We start from the raw sequence: 15997 nt of genomic DNA, 5'->3' as shown, positions 1-15997 counted from the left end.
AACTGTCGTGCCCAAGCCTGGTCAGGTTGCGCATTCAGTAGGGTGATATGCCATGAGTGCTGGTCAGGGTGTACAGCTCGACGCCCTCGACGCGCGGTTGATCGAACTGCTCGCCGAGGAACCGCGGATCGGGGTGCTGGAGTGCTCCCGGCGCCTCGGGGTCGCCCGGGGCACGGTGCAGGCCCGGCTGGACAAGCTCGTCGAGCGGGGCGTCATCTCGGGCTTCGGGCCGGAGATCTCCCCGGCGGCGATCGGGTTCGGGGTGACCAGCTTCGTCACCCTGGAGATCAGCCAGCGGGACGGGCACGACCTGGTCGCCGCGCACCTGGCCGCGATCCCGGAGGTGCTGGAGGCGCACACCATCACCGGCTCCAGCGACCTGCTCTGCCGGATCGTGGCCCGCTCGAACACCGACCTCCAGCGGGTGATCGACCAGATCGTCTCGTACGAGGGCATCCGCCGCGCCTCGACGATCATCGCCCTGGCCGAACAGATCACCTACCGCACCCTCCCCCTGATCCGCTCGGCCGCCCAGCGCTGAGCAGGCGCGCGAGAAAGGGGGGCGACACGGCGGCGCGGGACGGCGGCGGCGCGGCGGTCGTCGCTACCGTGTGCGTGTGGCGAAGGCGGGCGGCCTCGGGGGGTGGCGTGGCGGGCTGCTGCTCGCGCTCGTCGTCGTCGTCGCGCTCGCCGCGACCGGAGTGTGGAACCCGTTCCCCGGGATGTGGGACTGGGTGAACCGGAGCCAGCCCATCTCCGAGCCGGACGTGGTCTGGCAGCAGCGCGTCGGCGGCACCCCGCGCAGCGTGACCATCGCCGGCGAGACCGTCGTGGTCGAGCAGCGCACCCGCGTGGAGGCGCGCAGCCTGGCCACCGGCGCCCAGCTGTGGGAGCGCAAGGCCGACTGGGCCGCGGTGGCCGGCGGCGACCGGGACTCCGTCGTCGTCGTGGGCAAGCTGCTGGTCAAGGGCTACGAGGTGCTGGACCCGACGACCGGCGTCACCCGGCGGCGCAACGGCGACGCGGTGGCCGTCTGGACGTACCGCAACATGCTGCTCGACGCCCGCTGCGTCGAGGCCACCGACTGCACGGTGAGCGCCTGGGACGCGCGCGGCACCGCCCCGCTCTGGACGGCCTTCGTGCCCGGGGTGCGCAGCGGGCTGCTCGGCGACAACCCGGGGCTGCTCGACACCCGCCGGCTCGACGCCGTCCGCATCGACGACGGGGTGGCCGGCCCGGAGCCCGTACCGCCGCTGCTCGGCTTCCCCATCGACGGCCGGGTGCACGTCCTCGACACCGCCACCGGGCGGGTGCTCCAGGACGTCGAGCCCGGCCGGGACGAACGGCTGTCGGTGGTCGGCGGCCGGCTGCTGCGGATCACGGCCCGCTCCCAGGACGGCACCTGCTACTTCGCCATCTCCGGCCGGGACGCGGCGACCGGCCAGGAGACGTGGCAGCGGGCCGGGATCAACCTGCGGACCGCCGACAACGCCGGCTGCGTGCAGCGGGAGGACCCGCACGGCGCGCGCAACGTGCTGATCGGGGTGGCCCCGGACGCGCGCGAGGCGGTCCTCGACGGCTACGACGGGCGACTGCTGCTGGTCACCTCCGCCGGGGAGAAGCTGCTCGCGGTCGACGACCGGTACGCCCTGGTCCGGCCGGCCGACAAGCGCGCGGTGGTCGGCCGGGAGTTGGGCGCCGGGCGCGTCCGGTGGACCCGTCCGACCGGGCCGAAGGCCGGCGCGGCGCTCACCCCGTACGCGGCCGTGATCGCCGACGAGAAGCCGTCCCGGCTGGTGGCGCTGGACCCGCGTACCGGGCGGGAACTGGTGAGCCTGCGCACCTCCGCGAACGCCCTCGCGGTCGGCCCGAGGGGCATGGTCATCGGCGAGGGGCGGGAGATCGGCTACGTCCGCTTCGGCGGGGTGCCGGGCGCCCCCGTCCCGCCGCGCGACGGCGGCGTACCCGGTCCCGGCGGCACGGCGGGCGTACCCGGGCCGGAGGACAGCTGCGGCCCGAAGCGGGAGCTCTGCCCCGGGTGAGAGCGTCGTCCCAGGACCCACCCGGCGGGTGGGACTGATCGACCCTTCTGCCCTAGGCTTTCCGCTCATGAGCAGTGCCGCCGCGTTCTCGTACGCCCCCTTGCTGCCGACCGGCCCGGACCAGACGGAATACCGCCTGGTCACCGACGAGGGCGTCGACGTCGTCAACGGGCCGGGGGGTCGCCGGTTCCTCACCGTGGAGCCGACCGCGCTCACCGCGCTGACCGCCGAGGCGATGCACGACATCGCGCACTACCTGCGCCCCGCGCACCTGGCCCAGCTGCGGGCGATCATCGACGATCCGGCGGCCTCGCCGAACGACCGGTTCGTCGCGCTCGACCTGCTGCGCAACGCCAACATCGCGGCCGGCGGCGTGCTGCCGATGTGCCAGGACACCGGCACCGCCATCGTGATGGGCAAGCGCGGCCGGCACGTGCTCACCGACGGCAGCGACGCCGAGGCCGTCTCGCGCGGCGTCTACCAGGCCTACACCCGGCTCAACCTGCGCTACTCGCAGCTCGCCCCGCTGACCATGTGGGAGGAGCGCAACACCGGCAGCAACCTGCCGGCCCAGGTCGAGCTGTACGCGGAGGACCCGGACGGGCAGCCGGACGCGTACAAGTTCCTCTTCATGGCCAAGGGTGGCGGCTCGGCGAACAAGTCGTACCTCTACCAGGAGACCAAGGCGCTGCTGAACCCCACGCGGATGATGCAGTTCCTGGAGGAGAAGCTGCGGCTGATCGGCACCGCCGCCTGCCCGCCGTACCACCTCGCCATCGTCATCGGCGGCACCTCCGCCGAGTACGCGCTGAAGACCGCCAAGTACGCCAGCGCCAAGTACCTCGACGCGCTGCCCACCTCCGGCTCGATGAGCGCGCACGGCTTCCGGGACCTGGAGCTGGAGGCGGAGGTGCTGGAGCTGACCCGCAACTTCGGCATCGGCGCGCAGTTCGGCGGGCGCTACTTCTGCCACGACGTGCGGGTGGTCAGGCTGCCCCGGCACGGCGCCTCGTGCCCGGTGGCGATCGCCGTCTCCTGCTCCGCCGACCGGCAGGCGGTCGCCAAGATCACCCCGTCGGGCGTGTGGCTGGAGCGGCTCGAGACCGACCCGGCGCGCTTCCTGCCCGACGTCACCGACGAGACGCTCGACGCGTCCGAGGTCGTCCGCGTCGACCTCAACCGGCCGATGGACGAGATCCGCGCCGAGCTGTCGAAGTACCCGGTGAAGACCCGGCTGTCGCTGACCGGCCCGCTCGTGGTGGCCCGCGACATCGCGCACGCCAAGATCGCCGAGCGGCTGGACGCCGGTGAGCCGATGCCGCAGTACCTGCGCGACCACGCCGTCTACTACGCCGGCCCCGCCAAGACCCCGGAGGGCTACGCGTCCGGCTCGTTCGGCCCCACCACCGCCGGCCGGATGGACGCGTACGTGGAGAAGTTCCAGGCCGCGGGCGGCTCACAGGTCATGCTCGCCAAGGGCAACCGTTCCGCCCAGGTCACCCGCTCCTGCCAGCAGCACGGCGGCTTCTACCTCGGCTCGATCGGCGGCCCGGCCGCCCGGCTCGCGCAGGACTGCATCAAGCACGTCGAGGTCCTCGAATACGCGGAGCTGGGCATGGAGGCGGTCTGGAAGATCGAGGTCGAGGACTTCCCGGCCTTCATCGTGGTCGACGACAAGGGCAACGACTTCTTCGCCGAGGTCACCAAGCCGGTGCTGACCGTCGGTCGCCGCTGATCCACGCGTACGCGAAGGGGCGCCGGGCAGTGGCCCGGCGCCCCTCGTCGTCTCCGGTGCGTCAGCTCGCCCGGCTGGCGTAGAACGTGCCGCTGAAGGCCTCCGACGCGGTCCCGTCGGCGGTCCGCGTGTGGACGGTGACCCGGTGGATCCCGAAGGTCGTCGGGGTGTAGACCACGGACGCCGACCCGTCGGCGCCCGCCGCGACCGTCTGCGCCGGCTGACCGTCGAAGGAGTAGACGAACTCCGTCACCCCGGGCATGCCGGCCTGGAGGACGAACGTCCCCGGCGTGCCGGCGACCGCCCCCTGGAACTTGTTGATCGGGTACTCGACCGAGCTGACCGTGGGCTTGGTCGCCAGGTGGAACCGGTAGCTGCCCTCGCCGGACGGCAGGTCACCGGCCGTCCGGCTGCGCACATACACGGTGGTGTAGCCCGGCTTCGCCGGCGTGATCGTGACCGTGGCAGTGCCGTCGGCGGCCGCCGCCACGGTCTGCTCCGGCCCGTCGTCGAGCCGGTACGTGTACTCGACGACGTCCTCCATGCGGGGCGCGAACGTCAGGGTGCGCGGCTGGCCGTACCCGGCCGTCGGGTTGGCGTCGGTGATCGTCGGGCTGGTGGTGCGCACCAGGAACGCGTAGCTCGTGGCGGGGGAGCGGTTGCCCGCGAGGTCGACCGCCTCGACGGTGAGCGTCCTGGGCCCGTCCCGGTCCGGCGTGATGGTGACGGTCGCCGAGCCGCCCGGCGCGTCGGCCGCCACCTCGGTCGTCGGCTGCCCGGACAGGCTGTAGCGGAACTTCACCGCGTCGGTGTCACCGCCGGCCGAGAAGGTGAACTGGCCCGGGATGCCGGGACCGCCGTACCAGCCGTCGTCGGCCGGGTAGTCCGTGGAGCTGACCGTCGGCTGGGCGGGGCTGGTGGTGTCGACGGTGAACCGGCACTCCGCCGACCAGGCGGAGGTGTTGCCGACCCCGTCCGTGGCGCGGACGGCGAAGGCGTACCTCCCGTCGGCCATCAGACCGGCCGGAACGTCGTACCGGAAGATCGACCCGGCGGCCTTGGCCAGGGATGTCCACTCGGTCCGCATGGTGGGGTCGTCCACCGGCCACCAGGCGAAGGTGGCGGTCACCGGCTCGACGTTCGACGGTGCCGCGTCCGGGTCGGTGACCTTCGCCGCCAGGTACGGCGTGGTCGTGCCGATCTGCAACTCACAGGCGTAGGGGTACCCGTTGATTCCCAGCTCGGTCGGTACGTCCGGCGGCGTGTTCGCCTCGATGGAGATGCCGAGTTCCCTGATCCAGCGGCCGTAGGGCAGCTTGCTCTCGTGGTCTCCGGCGATCCGCATCATGAAGGTGATCGAGGTCTGCCCGGCCTCGACCGCCTGCTGCACCGCCTCGGTGAGCAGCACTTCCAGCTGCCCCTGGCAAGGAGCGGTCGGCGCGATGTCAGCGATCTTCTCTCGGACTGTGGGTGACGTCTCCCAGGTCGGTGCGCTGGTCGGTACGTCGGTGCGCCACAGCTCGATCTCGCGTGGCTTCGAGCAGTCGTTGACCGCCGTCTCCTCGGTGACACCGAGGGCACGGATGATGCGCTTGCCCTGGAACGGAGAGAGGTTGTAGGTGAAGTAGGCCCGCGAGGTGTGTTTGTCGTCGCCGGACTTCCAGGTGCCGACCGGCACGGTGCCGTCGGTCTCCACCGAGGCGGTCGACGGCTGGCGGGCGTCGGTCCAACTGCCGCTGGTCGGCAGGATGAACCGGCTCGGCCCGGCGGTTGCCGGCGCGGCGGTCACGACCAGGACGCTGGTGGCGGTGAGCAGGGCGGCGAGGCCGGTGGCCAGGAGCCGGCGCGGAGCGCGCGTGCGGCGTACGGCGGGCACGCCGGTGGAACCCCGTTCTTCGTGCAAGGTGAAAGACCCTCCGATGGGAGTGGAGCCGATCCCACGATCCTAGGTGGGTGACCACGGGGAACGCGCTCCACTTTCGAGCGACGTCGATGCGCCCGCCCCTGAGGAGTAGGCGGGCGCACCGCCCCCGTCGGTTGCCCTCGAAGGCAACCCGCTGACAAGTGTCGACGCGAGGGCTGTCGATCCGCTATCGGATCGCTATCGGCTCCGCCTCGCGATCCGTGACCGCCGGGCTACCCTGTGTAAGTTGCGCCGGATCGGGCGAGGGGGCAGATGCGGTTCGGAGACGAGCTGATCGACGCCGTCTGGGAGGAGCGACGTACACCCTGATCGGCGTGCTGGAACGCCGGGCGGGGCAGCCCACGAGGCCGCCGCCCTGCATCGGGAGGCGGGCGGACGACCCGGCTGCGACCTGGTCGCACTGGACCCGGGCGCTCGCGTTGTTCCGGCAGCTGGAGGTGCCGGAGCGGCACGAGGTTTCCCGGCTGCTGGCCGAGCTGCGCTGACCCGGCTCGCCGCGATCATCTGCACGTCGGCGCGCGGCGCGGCAGGATGGTACGCGTGACGACTCCAGAGGCGACGGGTTACCGGATCGAACGCGACTCGATGGGCGAGGTGGAGGTGCCCGCCGAGGCGCTGTGGCGGGCGCAGACCCAGCGCGCGGTGCAGAACTTCCCGATCTCCGGCCGGGGCATCGAGCCGGCCCAGATCCGGGCGCTGGCCCAGATCAAGGGGGCGGCGGCCGAGGTCAACGGCGAGTTGGGCGTGATCGACGCGAACGTGGCCGCGGCCATCGCCGCCGCCGCCGCGCACGTGGCCGACGGCGGCTACGACGACCAGTTCCCGATCGACGTGTTTCAGACCGGTTCCGGCACGTCGTCGAACATGAACACCAACGAGGTCATCGCCACGCTGGCCAGCCGGGAGCTGGGCCGGGGCGTGCACCCGAACGACGACGTGAACGCCTCGCAGTCCAGCAACGACGTCTTCCCGTCCTCGATCCACCTGGCCGCCACCGAGGCGGTCGCGCGGGACCTGCTGCCCGCGCTGGCCCACCTGGCGGAGGCGCTGGAGGGCAAGGCGGCGGAGTTCGAGACCGTGGTGAAGGCCGGGCGTACGCACCTGATGGACGCCACCCCGGTCACCCTCGGGCAGGAGTTCGGCGGGTACGCCGCCCAGATCCGCTACGGCATCGAGCGGCTGGAGGGGGCGCTGCCCCGGCTGGCCGAGCTGCCGCTGGGCGGCACGGCGGTGGGCACCGGCATCAACACGCCGTTCGGCTTCGCGGCGAAGGTCATCGAGAAGCTGCGTGGCTCGACCGGGCTGCCGCTGGCCGAGGCACGCAACCACTTCGAGGCGCAGGGCGCCCGGGACGCGCTGGTGGAGACCTCCGGGCAGCTGCGTACGGTCGCCGTCGGTCTCTACAAGATCGCCAACGACATCCGCTGGATGGGCTCCGGCCCCCGCGCCGGCCTGCGCGAGCTGCGCATCCCCGACCTCCAGCCCGGCTCGTCGATCATGCCGGGCAAGGTCAACCCGGTGGTTGCCGAGGCGGTGCGGCAGGTCTGTGCCCAGGTGATCGGCAACGACGCCGCCGTCGGGTTCGCCGGCTCCCAGGGCGACTTCGAGCTGAACGTCATGCTCCCCGTGATGGGCCGCAACCTGCTGGAGTCGGTCCGCCTGCTCGCCGCGTCGAGCCGGCTCTTCGCCGACCGACTGGTGGTCGGCCTGGTCGCGGACGCCGAGGTCTGCCTGGCGTACGCGGAGGGCTCGCCCTCGATCGTCACCCCGCTCAACCGCTACCTCGGGTACGACGAGGCCGCCTCCATCGCCAAGGAGGCGCTGGCCAAGCAGGTCTCGATCCGCGAGGTGGTCGTCTCCCGGGGGCACGTCGACTCGGGCAAGCTGAGCGAGACCCAGCTCGACGAGGCACTCGACCTGCTCCGGATGACCCACCCCTAACCTGGCTCGACTGGACCTGGCTCGGCCTGGCTCGGCTCGGCCTGGCTCGGCTCGGCCTGGCTCGGCTCGGCCTGGCTCGGCTCGGCCTGGCTCGGCTCGGGCCTGGCCGTCCTGCGCCTCGGTGACGCGCGACGGTCGGTGTCCGCACCGGCCAGTGGCGCCGGGTCCGCACGGTCGCACAGATGGGGCAGCTCGACAGGGCTGGAACCACTTCCGGTGGGCGCCGGGGGCTCAGTGCCGGCTGGCGCATGCAAGGGGCTCAGTGCCGGCGGTGTGTGTGGTCGGTTCAGTGCCGGCCGGCGGTCTTGCGGGCGCGGTAGGCGGTGACGGCGGCCCGGTTGCCGCAGCCCGCGTCGCAGAACCGGCGGGACCGGTTCTTCGACAGGTCGACCAGCACGTTCTCGCAGTCCGGGTGGTCGCAGATCCGCAGCCGGCGCAGCTCGCCGGTGCGTACGAGATCCGCCAGCGCCATCGCGGCCTCGACGGCCATCCGGGTCGCCAGCGGCGCGTCACGCGGCACGGCGTGGATGTGGTACGGCTCGTCGTCGTGCGTGATGAGCTGGGGCAGCGCGTCGTTCTCGCGCAGCAGCCCGTTGACGATGGCGACGATCCCCTCGGTGTCGGCGTACCAGACGCGGCGCAGCCGGGGCCGGAGGTCGCGTACCGCCCGCAGTTCGTCCTCGCTGTGCTCGTGCCGTCCGCTGTAGGTGTGGGCGACGAAGAACGCGTCCAGGGCGGCGACGTCGGGCAGGCCCTCACCGGCGCGGCCGTCGGTGTTGACCAGCGCGGCCACGGCAGTCAGGGAGCATTCCGTGTCATGGGTGAAGAGCAACTTGACTCCTGTCGTGGTGCCCGCCTAGCGTCATGAGCATAGTGGCATTTTACTGATGACAGTGGGAGTGGATCGATGCGTCAACCACCTGCCGCCGGGCTCGGTCTCGGCCTCGCCCTGCTCTCCGCCGTCACCTTCGCCACGTCCGGCACGTTCGCCCGGTCCCTCATCGACGCCGGCTGGTCGGCCGAAGCCGCCGTGGCCGCCCGGGTCGGCGTCGCCGCGCTGGTCGTGGCGGTCCCGGCCGTGCTGTCCCTGCGCGGCAGGTGGGGCGTCCTGCGCCGCAACCTCGCCGCGATCGGCGTGTTCGGGCTGCTCGGGGTCGCCACGGCCCAGGTCTGCTTCTTCAACGCGGTCCGCTACCTGCCGGTCGGCGTCGCGCTGCTGCTGGAGTACCTCGGGATCGTCCTGGTGGTGGGCTGGATGTGGCTGGTCCACCGGCAGCGTCCCCGCCGGCTGACCGTCGTCGGCTCCGTGGCGGCCCTTGCCGGGCTGTTCTTCGTCCTGGACCTGACCGGCGCGGGCGGGCTCGATCCGGTGGGCGTGCTCTGGGGGCTGGGGGCGGCGGTCGGCCTCGCCGGCTACTTCGTGCTCGCCGGGCGGGTCGACGAGGAGCTGCCCTCGGTGGCCATGGCCAGCGGCGGCATGGCCGTCGGGGCCGCCGTCCTGCTGCTGCTCGGCGCCGTCGGCGCGCTGCCGCTGCGGGTGTCCCTCGGCGACGTCACCTTCGCCGGGCAGCGCACCAGTTGGCTGGTGCCGGTGGTCGGCCTGTCGCTGGTCGCCGCCGTCGTCGCGTACCTCGCCGGGATCGCCGGCACCCGGATCCTCGGCGCCCGGCTGTCGTCGTTCGTCGGGCTGACCGAGGTGATGTTCGCCGTGCTGATCGCCTGGCTGGTGCTGGGTGAACTGCCCACCGTGGTGCAACTGCTCGGCGGCGCTCTGATCGTCGCCGGTGTCGCCCTGGTACGCGTCGACGAGCTGCGCGCTCCCCGTGCCGACGACCCCCGGCCGCAGGTCGCCGAGCCCGCCCTGCCGTGACTCGCACACGCCGTCCGACGGCGCCCACCACGGACGAAAGCCAGATTCGCGCGATAGCCGACGTTGCTATGGCGGAAAGTGCCGCGGTGTTGTCTGATGGCTGCCACGTCCCTCAACGAGAGGATCCGATGTGGTGAGCAAGCGCTTCACCGCCGGTGCCGTCGCGTCCGCGACGGCGCTGGCACTTGCGGTGACAGGCATGAGCGTGCCGGCCAGCGCCGAGCCGAGCAGTGCCCGTACCTTCACCGTCGTCGCCGAGGACGGCGTCTCGGCGGACGCCGCGATCGCCGCCATCCGGTCGGCCGGCGGCACGGTGGTCTCCCGCTCCGACGACGTCGGCATGTTCCGGGTGACCAGCGACCGGGCCGACTTCGCGGCGAAGGCCACCGCCGCGACGGCGCTGATCGGCGCCACCGAGCAGAAGGCCATCGGCCGCAAGCCCAAGCTGGACCGGGTCGAGCAGGAGCACCTGCTGGCCGCCGCCGCGGCCAAGGGCGCGGGTGCCAAGCGTGGCAAGAAGATGGATCCGCTGGACGACAGGCTCTGGGGCCTGGAGATGATCCGGGCGGACCAGGCCCGCAAGGTCGAGCCGGGCGACCGCCGGGTCACCGTCGGCGTGCTGGACACCGGCGTCGACGCCAGCAACCCCGACATCGCGCCGAACTTCAACTGGGCGCTGTCCCGCAACTTCGCCCCGGACATGGTGGACGTCGACGGCCCGTGCGAGGTGGCGAGCTGCCTCGACCCGGTCGGCACCGACGACGGCGGGCACGGCACCCACGTGGCCGGCACGATCGGCGCCGCCGCCAACGGCTTCGGCCTCTCCGGCGTCGCCCCGAACATCTCCCTGGTCGAGCTCAAGGGCGGCCAGGACTCCGGCTACTTCTTCCTGGAGCCGGTGGTCAACAGCCTGCTGCACGCCGGCAAGGTCGGCCTGGACGTGGTCAACATGTCCTTCTACGTCGACCCCTGGCTCTACAACTGCACCGCCAACCCGGCCGACTCCCCGGAGGACCAGGCCGAGCAGCGGGCCACCATCAAGGCCATGAAGCGGGCGCTGAACTTCGCCCACGACCGGGGTGTCACGCTGGTCGGCGCGCTGGGCAACAACCACGAGGACCTGGGCGCCCCGCGCACCGACGTGTCGAGCCCGGACTACGGCGACACCGCTCCCTACCCGCGCGAGATCGACAACGACAGCTGCTGGGACCTGCCCACCGAGGGCCCCAACGTGATCAGCGTGTCGGCGGTCGGGCCGTCGGGCAAGAAGTCGGACTTCTCGAACTACGGCACCGAGCAGACCGCCGTGGCAGCCCCCGGCGGCTGGTTCCGTGACGGCTTCGGCACGGACACCTTCCGCACCGACGCCAACATGATCCTCTCGACGTACCCGAAGAAGGTGCTCCAGGAGGAGGGCTCGGTCGACGCGAACGGCAACATCGTCGCCGGGTTCGAGGAGACGGTCTTCAAGCAGTGCAAGGCCAACGGTGAGTGCGGATACTACACCTACCTGCAGGGCACCTCCATGGCGGCCCCGCACGCCTCCGGCGTCGCCGCGCTGATCGTCAGCAAGCACGGCAAGAAGGAGCGGCACGGCGGCTTCGGCATGGCGCCGAAGCTGGTGGAGCAGCACCTCTACCGGACGGCGGCCGAGCACGCCTGCCCGGAGCCGCGCCTGCAGTCGTACGCCAACGAGGGCCGGGACGCCGAGTTCGACGCCTACTGCGCCGGAGGGCTGAACTTCAACGGCTTCTACGGTTACGGCATCGTCGACGCGTACGCGGCGGTGAAGACCCCGCTCAAGCCCAACGCCCGCCCGTAGGGCAGGACGGCAGGGGCCCGGCCGACTCGTTCGGCCGGGCCCCTCGCATGTCCGGCGGTGGACGGCCGACCCGCCGGATGGTGGCGGGAGCGCCCCGGTCACTGGCGCCAGCCCCGGGCCCCGAGCGCGGCGCGAACCTCGCGCAGGACCCCGGGGAAGTCCTGACGCAGTCGCCTGCCGGTCACGGGCAGCACGAGCCAGCCGGCACCGACCAGTGTGGTGGCGATCCGGTCGAGGTGCCCGCCGCCGGCCTCGGCGTGCTGCCCGTCCTGGGCGACGGCGACGCGGTACGCCGGCCACGCCAGGTCGGCGTGCAGCACCAGCCCGGAGGCGACCCGGACGGGGTGCCGGGCGGTGGGGCACGGCAGCCCGGACAGCACCAGCCGCACCCGCAGCTCGGACTCGGCCGGCGACCGGGCGCCCGGATCCGCCAATCCGAACACCCAGCGCGCCCGGCGGCCGCCGGGCCGGTCGGCGTTGCGGTCGGCGACGTCGGCGAGGGCCTCGCGGCTGGTCGACCCCTGCCGGAGCAGCGAGTCGACGATGCCGACCGCACGGAGCGGCTCCAACCAGACCGCCGTCTCCCACGCCGCCGAGGTCGGATCCGTGGCGACCGGCACGCCGGCGGTCCGCAGGTCCGCCACCCGCAGGCCGCCCGGGGACGGGAGGACCGCGGTGCGCCGGCCGCCCGTGCGCTGACGGACCGCCGTACTCAGGCTGCCGTCGGGCGCGCGGACCGCCGTGCCCAGGCTTCCAGCGGGCGGGCCGACCGTCGCGCCCGGACCGCCGTCCGTCGAACGGGACCGGGCGGACGCGTACGACGGTGACGTGGCCGGGCCCATGGAGTGCACGCGCAGGCCCCGCTGCGGGCCGAGGCGCATCGCCCTGGGGACGAGGACGTGCACGTCGTCGGCGAAGGAGGCGGCGTGCTCGACGCCGTGCAGGTAGGCCGCCGAAGGGCCGGCGACGACCGCCTCGGGCGGCAGCCGCAGGGCGGCGGCCCGGCAGGCGAGGGCGTGGTCCCGGTCCAGCCGGGCGTCGGCGTAGACGTCGTGGCGCAGGCGCAGCCAGGCCGAGCTGCGCAGTTGGTGCTCGGTGACCAGTCCCTGTCGGATGGCGTCTGAGCCGCGGAAGACCTGCCAGGCCAGTACGCCGGGCCGGTGCGGTGGAGGTGGCATGTGGGCAGCGTGCCCGCCGTCCTGCCCCGCCCGACAGCCCTGTGGACAACCGGGGCAGCCCCGAGGAACGCCGACTGTGGACAACCGGCACGGCGGTCCGTGAATGTGGTAGAGCACCCGTCCACGCCCGAGGACGGGCGGTGGCTCAGGAGAGGGCGGTGGCGATGGCGGTGGCGGCGGCGAGGACCTGCGCGCCGACCACCTCGGCGTCCAGCGGGGCCAGCGCCACCACCCCGACGCTCGCCTCCAGGCCCGGCACGCCGAGCACCGGGGCGGCCACCCCGTACGCCCCGGATTGCAGCTCCCCGGCGGTGCTCACCGGGCCGGCGGCGCCCGCCCGGCCGGCGAGGATGGCCCGCCCGGCCGCCCCGCGCTCCAGCGGGTGCCGCGCCCCCGTCCGGTACGCGACGTGGAACGACGTCCAGCTCGGCTCGACCACGACGAGCGCGACCCCCTCGCCGCCCTCGACCACCGTCAGGTGGGCGGTCGCGCCGGCCTGCTCCGCGAGGCGGCGCAACGCGGGCAGCGCCCCCTCGGCGAGCAGCGGCTGGGCCCGCCGGGCCAGGTGCAGCACCCCGGCGCCGAGGCGCAGGCGGCCCTCGCCGTCGCGGCGCAGCATGCCGTGCGCGGCGAGCGCGCCGACCAGCCGGTACACCGCCGCCCGGCCGACGCCCAACCGGTTCGCCGCCTCGGTGACGGTCAGCCCGCCCGGCGCGTCGGCGACCAGGTGCAGCAGTCGCAGCCCCCGGTCCAGCGTCTGCGCCGTCTCCCCGCCCCGCGCCGTCGTCTCCACGCCCAGCAGCGTACGACCCGGCTCCGGACAACCCAGGAATGCGGGGACGGCTACCCTTGTACGGTGACGCTACGCCTGTATGACACCGCCACCCGATCGGTGCGGGACTTCGTCCCGCGGGAAGCCGGCAAGGTGGGGGTCTACCTGTGTGGTCTCACCCTCCAGGCCCCGCCACACATCGGTCACCTTCGCTCCGGCGTCAACTACGACGTGCTGCGCCGCTGGCTGCTCGCCGCCGGCTACGAGGTCACCTTCATCCGCAACGTGACCGACATCGACGACAAGATCCTGGTCAAGGCGATGGAGCGGGGCCAGCCCTTCTGGTCGATCGCGTACGCCAACGAGTTGGTCCTGGCCGAGTCCTACCGGGCGCTCAACGTGCTGCCCCCGACGTACGAGCCGCGGGCCACCGGGCACATCCCGGAGATGCACGAGCTGATCGCCAAGCTCATCGCCGACGGGCACGCCTACCCGGCCACCGACGACTCCGGCGACGTCTACTTCGACGTCTGCTCCTGGCCGGCCTACGGCTCCCTGTCCGGGCAGTCGCCGGACGCGATGCAGTCGGCCGGGGACGCGCCCGACCGGGGCAAGCGCGACCCGCGCGACTTCGCGCTGTGGAAGGGCGCCAAGCCCGACGAGCCGGCGGACGCCTACTGGCCGTCGCCGTGGGGGCGGGGCCGGCCGGGCTGGCACATCGAGTGCTCGGCGATGTGCCGGCGCTACCTCGGGGCCGAGTTCGACATCCACGGCGGCGGACTGGACCTCACCTTCCCCCACCACGAGAACGAGATCGCCCAGTCGCAGGCCGCCGGGCTGCCGTTCGCCCGCTACTGGGTGCACCACGGGCTGCTCAGCATCGGCGGCGCCAAGATGGGCAAGTCGCTCGGCAACGCCCTCGACCTGGCGTACGTCGACTCGCTCGGGGTGCGCCCGGTGGAGCTGCGCTACTACTACGCCGCCGCGCACTACCGGTCCCGGATCGACTACTCGGAGGACGCGCTGCGCGAGGCCGCCGTCGCGTACCGCCGGATCGAGGGCTTCGTGCAGCGGGCCGTCGAGCGCGTCGGCGCCGGCCAGCTCGGCGAGCTGCCGGGCGCCTTCGCGGCGGCCATGGACGACGACCTGAACACCTCCGCCGCGTTCGCCGTCCTGCACGAGGTGGTCCGCGACGGCAACACCGCGCTGACCGGCGGCGACGATGTGACCGTCCGCACGGCGCTGGCCTCCGCGCGCGCCATGCTGGATATCCTCGGGGTCGACCCCCTCGACCCGGCGTGGACCGGTGGCGGCCGCACGGACGACCTGCGCGGCGTGGTGGACTCACTGGTCGCGCTGGCCCTGGAGCAGCGCGCACAGGCCCGCGGTCGCAAGGACTGGGCCGCCGCCGACGCCGTACGCGACCAGCTCAAGCAGGCCGGCGTGGTGGTCGAGGACACCCCCCAGGGCCCCCGTTGGACTATTGGAGAGCAGGACTGATGGCCGGCAACTCGCAGCGCCGTGGCCGGCGTCTGACGCCGAAGGCGGGAGCCCCGAAGGGCTCCGGTGGCAAGAACAAGGACTCCCTCGCCGGACGGGGCAGGACCCTGCCCGCCGACGAGCGGCCCTGGCACAAGGCCTACTCGGGCACCGAGAAGCTGCCCCAGCGCACCGCCTGGAAGCAGGACAAGGAGCGCCGGGCGGCGGCCGAGGAGGGGCGCGCCCCCAAGATCGGCCAGCCGGGCAGCAAGGACACCACCTGGGGCAAGGGTGGTGGCCGGGGCGTGCCGACCACGGGCGGGCGCGGTGCGGGCGGTCGGGGCGCCAGGCCCACCGGTCGCGGCGGCCCCCGGGTCGCGCCGGGCCGCAAGTCCAACCCGTCCAAGGACACGCCGGAGCTGCTGGTCGGGCGCAACCCGGTGCTGGAGTCGCTGCGTGCCCAGGTGCCGGCGACCGCGCTCTACACCGCGCAGGGCATCGACGCCGACGACCGGGTCAACGAGATCGTCCGGACGGCCGCCGACCGGGGCATCGCGATCCTGGAGATCAGCCGGGCCGAGCTGGACCGGATGACCGGCGGCGTGCTGCACCAGGGCATCGGGCTCCAGGTGCCGGCGTTCGCGTACGAGCCCTTCGAGGACCTCGTCGCGGCGGCGCTGGAGCAGGCCGCCCCGCTGCTGGTGGCGCTGGACGGGGTGACCGACCCGCGCAACCTCGGCGCGGTGATCCGGTCCGCCGCCGCCTTCGGCGCGCAGGGTGTCTTCGTACCGGAGCGGCGGGCTGCCGGGATCACCGCGACCGCCTGGCGGACCAGCGCCGGTGCGGCGGCGCGGGTACCGGTCGCCCAGGTGACCAACCTGACCCGGTCGCTGAAGGCCTGTCAGGACGCCGGCTTCCTGGTGGTGGGCCTGGACGCCGACGGCGAGACCGACCTCTACGACCTGGAGGCCGCCGTCGGCCCGCTGGTCGTGGTGGTCGGCTCCGAGGGCCGGGGGCTCTCCCGGCTGGTCGGCGAGACCTGCGACCTGACGGTCAGCATCCCGATGGTCTCCGACGTCGAGTCGCTCAACGCCAGCGTCGCCGCGGCCGTCACCCTCGCCGAGGTGGCGCGCCGCCGGGCCGCCGAGGGCTGATCCGCAGACACGGAGATGGGGCGGTCCGTTGATGGCGGGCCGCCCCTTCGCCTGTCCGGGGGCCCTCAGCCCGGAGACGA

13 protein-coding genes are annotated in these 15997 nt (G+C 73.2%); 9 read left to right on the top strand and 4 right to left on the bottom strand.

Features of this window, described 5'->3' with window-relative positions; all coding sequences use genetic code 11:
• The first annotated feature begins 52 nt into the window (after positions 1 to 52).
• From AC0OO9_RS12555 to AC0OO9_RS12545, 3 genes are all read left to right on the top strand, one after another.
• Positions 53 to 541 carry an Lrp/AsnC family transcriptional regulator gene (locus AC0OO9_RS12555; RefSeq protein WP_132239914.1) on the top strand — a complete coding sequence of 163 codons (489 nt, stop codon included), beginning with the start codon at positions 53 to 55 and terminating at the stop codon, positions 539 to 541.
• Between the two features lie 76 nt (positions 542 to 617).
• Positions 618 to 2042 (top strand): outer membrane protein assembly factor BamB family protein, encoded by a 1425-nt coding sequence (locus tag AC0OO9_RS12550; RefSeq protein ID WP_484517363.1) that lies wholly within the window; start codon positions 618 to 620, stop codon positions 2040 to 2042.
• A 67-nt stretch (positions 2043 to 2109) separates the two neighbouring features.
• Positions 2110 to 3777: a fumarate hydratase gene (locus tag AC0OO9_RS12545; RefSeq protein ID WP_132239915.1), complete on the top strand. Its 1668-nt coding sequence runs from the start codon at positions 2110 to 2112 to the stop codon at positions 3775 to 3777.
• Between the two features lie 61 nt (positions 3778 to 3838).
• Here AC0OO9_RS12545 and AC0OO9_RS12540 read toward each other — a convergent pair whose 3' ends face one another.
• Complete coding sequence (locus AC0OO9_RS12540) at positions 3839 to 5680, bottom strand: hypothetical protein (RefSeq protein WP_484517362.1); 1842 nt, start codon at positions 5678 to 5680, stop codon at positions 3839 to 3841.
• A gap of 335 nt (positions 5681 to 6015) precedes the next feature.
• On the opposite strand from AC0OO9_RS12540, the gene AC0OO9_RS12535 reads away from it, so the two are divergent.
• Together AC0OO9_RS12535 and AC0OO9_RS12530 are read left to right on the top strand one after the other, a co-directional pair.
• Positions 6016 to 6186, top strand: a complete 171-nt coding sequence (locus tag AC0OO9_RS12535) for a hypothetical protein (RefSeq protein ID WP_484517361.1) — start codon at positions 6016 to 6018, stop codon at positions 6184 to 6186.
• 46 nt (positions 6187 to 6232) lie between these two features.
• Positions 6233 to 7642: a class II fumarate hydratase gene (locus AC0OO9_RS12530; RefSeq protein ID WP_484517360.1), complete on the top strand. Its 1410-nt coding sequence runs from the start codon at positions 6233 to 6235 to the stop codon at positions 7640 to 7642.
• Positions 7643 to 7928: 286 nt separating this feature from the next.
• On the opposite strand, the gene AC0OO9_RS12525 is transcribed toward AC0OO9_RS12530, so the two are convergent.
• Positions 7929 to 8474 carry a CGNR zinc finger domain-containing protein gene (locus AC0OO9_RS12525; protein WP_484517359.1) on the bottom strand — a complete coding sequence of 182 codons (546 nt, stop codon included), beginning with the start codon at positions 8472 to 8474 and terminating at the stop codon, positions 7929 to 7931.
• Between the two features lie 75 nt (positions 8475 to 8549).
• Here AC0OO9_RS12525 and AC0OO9_RS12520 point away from each other — a divergent pair, with 75 nt between their 5' ends.
• Together AC0OO9_RS12520 and AC0OO9_RS12515 are read left to right on the top strand one after the other, a co-directional pair.
• Positions 8550 to 9512, top strand: coding sequence for an EamA family transporter (locus AC0OO9_RS12520; RefSeq protein ID WP_484517358.1), 963 nt, complete (start codon positions 8550 to 8552; stop codon positions 9510 to 9512).
• Between the two features lie 133 nt (positions 9513 to 9645).
• The gene (locus tag AC0OO9_RS12515) at positions 9646 to 11334 is read left to right on the top strand and encodes a S8 family serine peptidase (protein ID WP_484517357.1); all 1689 of its coding nucleotides are present in this window, start codon (positions 9646 to 9648) and stop codon (positions 11332 to 11334) included.
• Positions 11335 to 11432: 98 nt separating this feature from the next.
• Here the strand turns inward: AC0OO9_RS12515 and AC0OO9_RS12510 are convergent, their stop codons facing one another.
• Both AC0OO9_RS12510 and AC0OO9_RS12505 read right to left on the bottom strand, forming a co-directional pair.
• The gene (locus AC0OO9_RS12510; RefSeq protein ID WP_484517356.1) at positions 11433 to 12512 is read right to left on the bottom strand and encodes a hypothetical protein; all 1080 of its coding nucleotides are present in this window, start codon (positions 12510 to 12512) and stop codon (positions 11433 to 11435) included.
• Positions 12513 to 12657: 145 nt separating this feature from the next.
• Positions 12658 to 13305 carry an IclR family transcriptional regulator gene (locus AC0OO9_RS12505; protein ID WP_421455390.1) on the bottom strand — a complete coding sequence of 216 codons (648 nt, stop codon included), beginning with the start codon at positions 13303 to 13305 and terminating at the stop codon, positions 12658 to 12660.
• Between the two features lie 63 nt (positions 13306 to 13368).
• Here AC0OO9_RS12505 and cysS point away from each other — a divergent pair, with 63 nt between their 5' ends.
• Positions 13369 to 14784 (top strand): cysteine--tRNA ligase, encoded by a 1416-nt coding sequence (gene cysS / locus AC0OO9_RS12500; RefSeq protein ID WP_484517355.1) that lies wholly within the window; start codon positions 13369 to 13371, stop codon positions 14782 to 14784.
• Positions 14784 to 15917 (top strand): 23S rRNA (guanosine(2251)-2'-O)-methyltransferase RlmB, encoded by a 1134-nt coding sequence (gene rlmB / locus AC0OO9_RS12495; RefSeq protein WP_484517354.1) that lies wholly within the window; start codon positions 14784 to 14786, stop codon positions 15915 to 15917. Before cysS ends, rlmB begins: the two co-directional genes overlap by 1 nt.
• The last annotated feature ends 80 nt before the right edge of the window (positions 15918 to 15997 follow it).

The sequence above is a fragment of the Micromonospora sp. USAFONa4 genome (assembly GCF_057197825.1).
The sequence above is the reverse complement of the archived record's forward strand: the minus strand, read 5'-3'. Positions and strand labels throughout refer to the sequence as shown.